Below are 6,056 nucleotides of genomic sequence, written 5' to 3'. Positions count from 1 at the left end.
AAGCAAGAAGCCCCCGCCCTTTCTTTTGCTTTGTGTCCATCCTTGGCGGCCTGCCCGCCGGCGAGGCGCTTTTAATCTCTAGACTCGCGCTTCACTTCCCAAATCCACGCTTCGCGGGTCCAAACGCAACGCGCTCCACGCTCGCAAGCTCGAACGCACTCCGCGCTCTCGCGCCGAAAACCCGAGCTAGGCGTACCAGAGACCAGCCAGCTGGCGGTGTGGCGATCAGCGCAGGCTGTTGGCCCAGGTAGCCACCGCAGCGTGGTAGTCCTTGGCGTTGGGCGCGTAGTTGAACGAGTGCCCATACCCCCGCACCACATAAGTGTCCAACCGCACCCCCTCCCCATAATAATGCCCCTCCGACGCCTTCAACCCCTCCGCCGAAGAACAATCCGACCCCAACGGCGGCCCACAGAAGTGCTCATCCCCATCCGCCATCACCAACATCACCGGCGCACGGATAGCCAACGCCGCCGGCAACACATAATTGTTCAGCACAATCGTGTCCACCGGCTCAGCCACCGACACCACGGACTTCGTGCGCTCGTCATCCGCGATCAAATCCTCCTGCACCACCCCAGGCGCATGGAACGAGGAATACCGCGTCCCCGGCGAAGTGGTCAGATACCCCGGATCCAACCCCAAGAACTGCGGCTCCAACGTGGCCGGGATCAAAGAAGCGAACACCGGCACCGCGCTCACCACGTCCAACCGAGGCGTGAACCCGGTCAGCAACACCCCATCCACATCGCGGTACCGACCGGCCTCCAGGATCGAAATCGCCGACCCCAACGAGTGCCCACCGATCAACACCCGGTCGAACCGCCCCCGCATCCGCTGCACCACCCCGTGCATGGCCTCAGCCTCGGTCACGGCCGACACCAAGGCGCTCAGCGGCTTCGAGCTACGCCCGGTCCCCAGTCGGTCCACCGTCAACGTCGCCAAGCCGGCCTGGTTCATGGAGCGGCGGAACGAGTTCTCAGGACGGGTGTCGATGTCCCAGTAGTGGCTGGTGTAGGTCGAACCGGGCACGAGGACCATCACGGTCCGGGCACCCTCAGGGGTGCACAGCCTGCCGTACACGGTCTGGGGCAGCAGCAAGATGCGCACGGGCACGTACACGTCCTCGCACGACACAGGGGACGCCTGCGCCGTTCCAGGCACCGTCAGCACACCTGCCGCCATCAGCACCGCCGCGCACAGCCGGCGGAAACGGGACCAACTCACGCGAAAAAGACCTTCCTCGACATCGACACGGACCACACCGACCACACGGACCGTCAGGTCCTCGGCACCACCGTCAGCAACAGCCCACTCGGATACGGAGCGGTGGTGTACTTCGTGCGCACAGGCTTGCCGGGCACCGGCCGCAGGCGGTACCTCGACGCCACAGTCGCCAAGACGACCACGGCCTCGTTCAACGCGAAGGCATTGCCGACACACTGCCGCGCCCCACCCCCGAACGGGATGTACGCACCCTTGGGCACCCCTGCGGCACGCTCGGGCTGCCACCGATCCGGGTCGAAATAACCCGGATCAGCGAACGTCCGTGGGTCGTGGTGCAGGGCGTCCGGGCTGATGATCACTTCCGCGCCAGCCGGGACGACGAAGCCGTCGAAGTTCACCTCTTCGACGGTTCTGCGCATCAGGATCCAGATCGGGTACCGACGCAGGACCTCCTGCACGACCTGCCTGGTGTACACCAACTTCGGCAGGTCCTCGAACGTCACGACACCCCTGCCCGCGACACCCCTGCCCGCGACACCACGGCCCACGACACCACGGCCCGCCAGCACCTCGTCGACCTCGGCGTGCACCCGGTCCGCGACGTCAGGGCGTCGGGACAGCTCGTGGAACGCCCACGCCAGCGCCAGCGCGGTGGTTTCGATCCCGGCCGATAACAGCCCGACCACCTCGTCGAACACCTGACGGTCGGACATGCCCTCGCCGGTGTCCTCGTCCTGGGCCTGCAACAGGATCGACAGCAGGTCCCCGCGGTCCACGCCCTCCGCTCGCCGGCGTGCGACGACCTCGCCCACGACCGCCTGGATGCGCCCGATGGCCCGGTGGAACCGCCGGTTGGGCGGGATCGGGACCTTCGCCAGCGCGCCCGGTAACAGCGCCATCAGCATGCCGTTCTTGGTCACCTCGAACATCGACCGGCGGATCTCCTCGATCGCGCGCGGGCCGATCTCCGTGGTGAACAGGGCCTCGCCGACGATGGTCACCGCGAGCGCCTGCATGTCGTCCTCGACCACCCGCACCTCGCCGGGGCGCCACGAGTCGACCGCCCTGGTCGCCGCGTCGGCCATGATTTCGGTGTAGCCGGCCAGGCGGTCGCGGTGGAAGGCGGGCTGGACCATGCGGCGCTGCCTGCGGTGGAACGCGCCGTTGGACAGGATCAGGCCGTTGCCCAGGAACGGTTCGAACCGGTCGAACATGATGCCCTTGCGGAATCGCGGGCCGTCCGTGACCAGCACCTGGTGGGTAAAACGAGGACTGGTCACAAAATAGGTCGGCAATGGACCCAGGTCGACTTCCACGATCTCCGCCCGTTCCCGCAAACGTGCGGTGTAGCGATGTCGACCGCGCAACATGGGCAGCGTGTGTCCGAGGAAAGGCAGCCGTCCGGGGGCCACCGGGACGCGCATCGTCGCTCCTCGCGAGGGGCAATTTCGGGACGCACCACGATAGGCGTCATTCAGCGGATGCGCACAGTGCCCGATCGGGTGGCCCGGGGTCACACCGATGGCCCAATCGCACTCGACCGGGCGATCGCTAAACTCGTCACCCCACTACTCGAAGAGGGTGTTCACCGGTGGTCAGACCGGATTGGGTCCCGCAGAGCGTGGACGTTTCCGTGCCGAGCATCGCCCGCGCCTACGACTTCATGCTGGGCGGCGCGCACAACTTCGCCGTCGATCGCGAGATCGCCCTCAAGATCGACAAGATGATGCCCGGCCTGCGCTCCGGCACCCGGGTCAACCGGGCGTTCCTCGGGCGCGCGGTGCGGTTCATGGTCGACCAGGGCGTCCGCCAGTTCCTCGACATCGGGTCCGGCATCCCGACCGTGGCCAACGTGCACGAGGTGGCGCAGGAGGCCGACCCGAGCTGCCGGGTGGTCTACGTGGACCGCGACCCGATCGCCGTGGCGCACAGCGAGTTGATGCTGGCCGACAACGACCGGGCCGAGATCGTCGCGGCCGACCTCCGGGACGTCGACGACGTCCTCGGCAGCCCGGAAGTCCAGCGCCTGCTGGACTTCTCGCAGCCGGTGGGCCTGCTGATGCTGTTGCTGCTGCACTGGGTGCCCGACGAGTCGAAGCCGCGCGAGCTGCTGGCCCGCTACCGGGACGCGCTGCCCTCGGGCAGCTTCCTCGCGATCAGCCACGTCAGCGCCGACACGATGGGCGACCCGCTCCACCGGGCCGCCGAGCTGATCAACACCAGCGGCAGCGCGGACCAGCTGACCATCCGCTCGCACGACGAGATCCTCGACCTGCTGGACGGCTTCGACCTGCTCGACCCGGGCTTGGTCGGGTGCGCCGAGTGGCGGCCGAGCGGTCCGGGCGACATCAGCGACCGGCACGAGATCAACATGCTGCTCTACGCGGCCGTGGGTCGTAAACCGTGAGCATTTCGCATATTGTGATGTCGTGTGACCACAACAATGGGGACGAACCGGACTCGGTAAACTGCCGCGCAACCTGAAGCCAGAGCAGGGCAACGCCGAATGCCTCAACCAGAACGCGGACCACACCACGCCGCAGGGCGCCCGTCGACATCGGATCACACCCCCGATCCGGGCCGCGCACGGGAGCTTTTGGCGCGCAAGTGGGCATACCTGCTGATCACCTCCGACGTCCTCCAGCACACGAAATCCGAACTGGACGCCGAATTGTCCCGACGCCTCGACCGGATCTGCGCGCTGCTGCTCGCGGAACCCTTCGACCCGGCACCGCTGGAAGAACTCGGCGAGCAGTTCGTGTCCCTGGGGTACCTGACCGAGGACGGATTGCGCCGCACCACCGAGGTGCTCGGCCGGGGCCTGCTCGCGCTGCCCGAATTCCAGCCGACCGAGCGGGTCGCCGAGCGGGTCGCGGTGGGGCTGGGCGCGTTCGCCACCGGGTTCGCCGCGGCGACCAGGCGGTCGGTGTTCGACCAGCAGGAGGCGCTGCGGCTGTCGCTGCTCAAGGCGGTGCGCGACGCGAAGTGGCGGCTGCGGGAGAGCGAGGCCCGGTTCGACGAGGTGGTGACGTCGTCGTCCAGCGGCGTGCTGATCCTCGACCTGGACGGCACGCCGGTGCGCGCGAACGCCGCCGTCGGCGAGATCCTCGGCTACACGCCCGCCGAGCTGGCCGAGCTGACCCTGTTCGACCTGGTCGACGCCGACTCGGCGGACGCGCTGCGGGAGACGATGGACGAGTTGCTGCTGGGCGGCCCGGACCGGATCCGGCAGTCGCACCGGCTGCTGCGCAAGGACGGCGACGTCGCCCGCATCACGCTGACCACCTCGCTGCTGCCCGGCGAGGAACCCGGCACCGGCCACTTCGTGACCGTGGTCGAGGACGGCACCGAGCTGATGCTGTTGCAGGGCGAGCTGAACCGGCAGGCGTTGCACGACGTCCTGACCGGCCTGCCGAACCGGCAGTTCTTCACCACCCACCTGGAGGCCGCGCTGCGGCGCGCCGACCCCGTGCACGGCGTCACGCTGCTGCACCTGGACCTCGACGCGTTCGGCATGGTGTGCAACAGCCTGGGCGGCCGGGCCGGTGAGCGCGTGCTGGTGCACGTCGCCCAGCGGCTGAGAGCCGTGGTGGCGCGGGAGAGGGCGATGGTCGCCCGGTTCGAGGGCGACGAGTTCGGCATCCTCGTGGAGAACACCGCGCGCACGCCGGAGGTGGCGCGGATCGTCGCCGCCATCAACGCCGAGCTGTCCGAGCCGCTGTTCGTCGACGGGCACGGCATCGCGGTGTCGGTGAGCACCGGCGTGGTGTTCCGCCCGCCGCACGACACCGAGCCCGCGGAGCTGCTGCGGTCGGCCGACCAGGCGCTGCGCCGGGCCAAGGCGGGGCGGCGCGGGCAGTGGGAGCTGTTCCACCCGTCGCGGGACCTGGCGGACCGGCGGGCGCAGGCGCTGGCCGTGGGCATGCCGGGCGCGTGGGAGCAGGGCGAGATCTCGGTGCGGTACCGGCCGGTGGTGGCGCTGTCGGGCGGGGTCGTCGGCCTGGACGCGCTGCTGCGCTGGGACCGGGAGCAGCCGCTGGAGCACGACGCGTGCGTGGAGCTGGCCGAGCAGACCGGCCTGGTGCTGCCGCTGGGCGAGTGGGTCCTGCGGACCGCCGCCGACCAGGCGCGGTGGTGGGGCGACGCGGTGCTGACCGTGGGCCTGACCGCCGTGCAGTCCGCCGACGCGGACCTGGAGGCGCGGGTCGTGCGGGTGCTGGAGGACACCGGGCTGCGGCCGGACCGGCTGGTGGTCGGGATGCCGGTGGGCGTGCTGTCGGTGTCCGACGCCGCCGAGAACCTGACCGTGCTGGCCGACATGGGCGTGGGCACCGCGCTGCACGACTTCGCGCTCGGCCCGGACGACCTCGCGGCGGCGGAGGCGTTGGGGGTGCGGCGGGTCCGGGTGGCACGGCGGCTGGTGGACCGGCGGACGTCCTACGTCGCGGCGCTGGTGGCCGCGGTGCGGGCGGGCGGTGCGGTCGTGGAGGTCGACGGGGTGCGCACGGACGAGCAGGCGCGGTGGTGGCGGGCGGCCGGCGCGTTCGCCGGGTGCGGTCCGCACTTCGGCGCGGCCGTCGCGGCGGCCGACGCGGTGACGCACTTCCGCTGATCCCGGCGGCCGATCGGGCTATGGCCCTCGCTGCGGACGGGTGAGGCCCGTTCCAGCGCTGGTCGGAGATCCCGTCCCGGGACTTCACGGCCTGACCCCGGCGGTCGCGTTCGACGAGCTGGTGGCCCGCGCCGAGCGGCAGCGGCAGCGCCCTTCCGGCGGCAGGTGGGGTCACAGGTTCGGCGCGCGGTCGGCTCAAGGGCGGGGACGGCGGGGG

Annotated in this window: 4 protein-coding genes; 2 read left to right on the top strand and 2 right to left on the bottom strand. The window is 69.9% G+C overall.

What is annotated here, in order from left to right:
- Window positions 1–225: 225 nt before the first annotated feature.
- On the bottom strand, window positions 226–1,227 hold the full coding sequence (locus WBN91_RS35640) for an alpha/beta hydrolase (protein ID WP_337727819.1): 1,002 nt from the start codon (window positions 1,225–1,227) through the stop codon (window positions 226–228).
- A 53-nt stretch (window positions 1,228–1,280) separates the two neighbouring features.
- Entirely contained in the window at window positions 1,281–2,651 is a 1,371-nt protein-coding gene (locus tag WBN91_RS35635; RefSeq protein WP_337727820.1) for a cytochrome P450, read from the bottom strand.
- A gap of 167 nt (window positions 2,652–2,818) precedes the next feature.
- Here WBN91_RS35635 and WBN91_RS35630 point away from each other — a divergent pair, with 167 nt between their 5' ends.
- Both WBN91_RS35630 and WBN91_RS35625 read left to right on the top strand, forming a co-directional pair.
- Window positions 2,819–3,634: an SAM-dependent methyltransferase gene (locus WBN91_RS35630; protein WP_337727821.1), complete on the top strand. Its 816-nt coding sequence runs from the start codon at window positions 2,819–2,821 to the stop codon at window positions 3,632–3,634.
- Window positions 3,635–3,823: 189 nt separating this feature from the next.
- Window positions 3,824–5,839, top strand: a complete 2,016-nt coding sequence (locus WBN91_RS35625; RefSeq protein ID WP_337727822.1) for a putative bifunctional diguanylate cyclase/phosphodiesterase — start codon at window positions 3,824–3,826, stop codon at window positions 5,837–5,839.
- Window positions 5,840–6,056: the final 217 nt, after the last annotated feature.

The organism is Saccharothrix sp. CCNWYY140, assembly GCF_037401995.1.
GTDB lineage: Bacteria > Actinomycetota > Actinomycetes > Mycobacteriales > Pseudonocardiaceae > Actinosynnema.
Note: the sequence above shows the minus strand (reverse complement) of the source record. Positions and strands in the feature narration are given on the sequence as shown.

What these genes read in the sequence shown, in the direction of transcription:
- WBN91_RS35635 (WP_337727820.1), bottom strand. Translation starts at nt 2,651, where the DNA reads ATGCGCGTCCCGGTGGCCCCCGGACGGCTGCCTTTCCTCGGACACACG.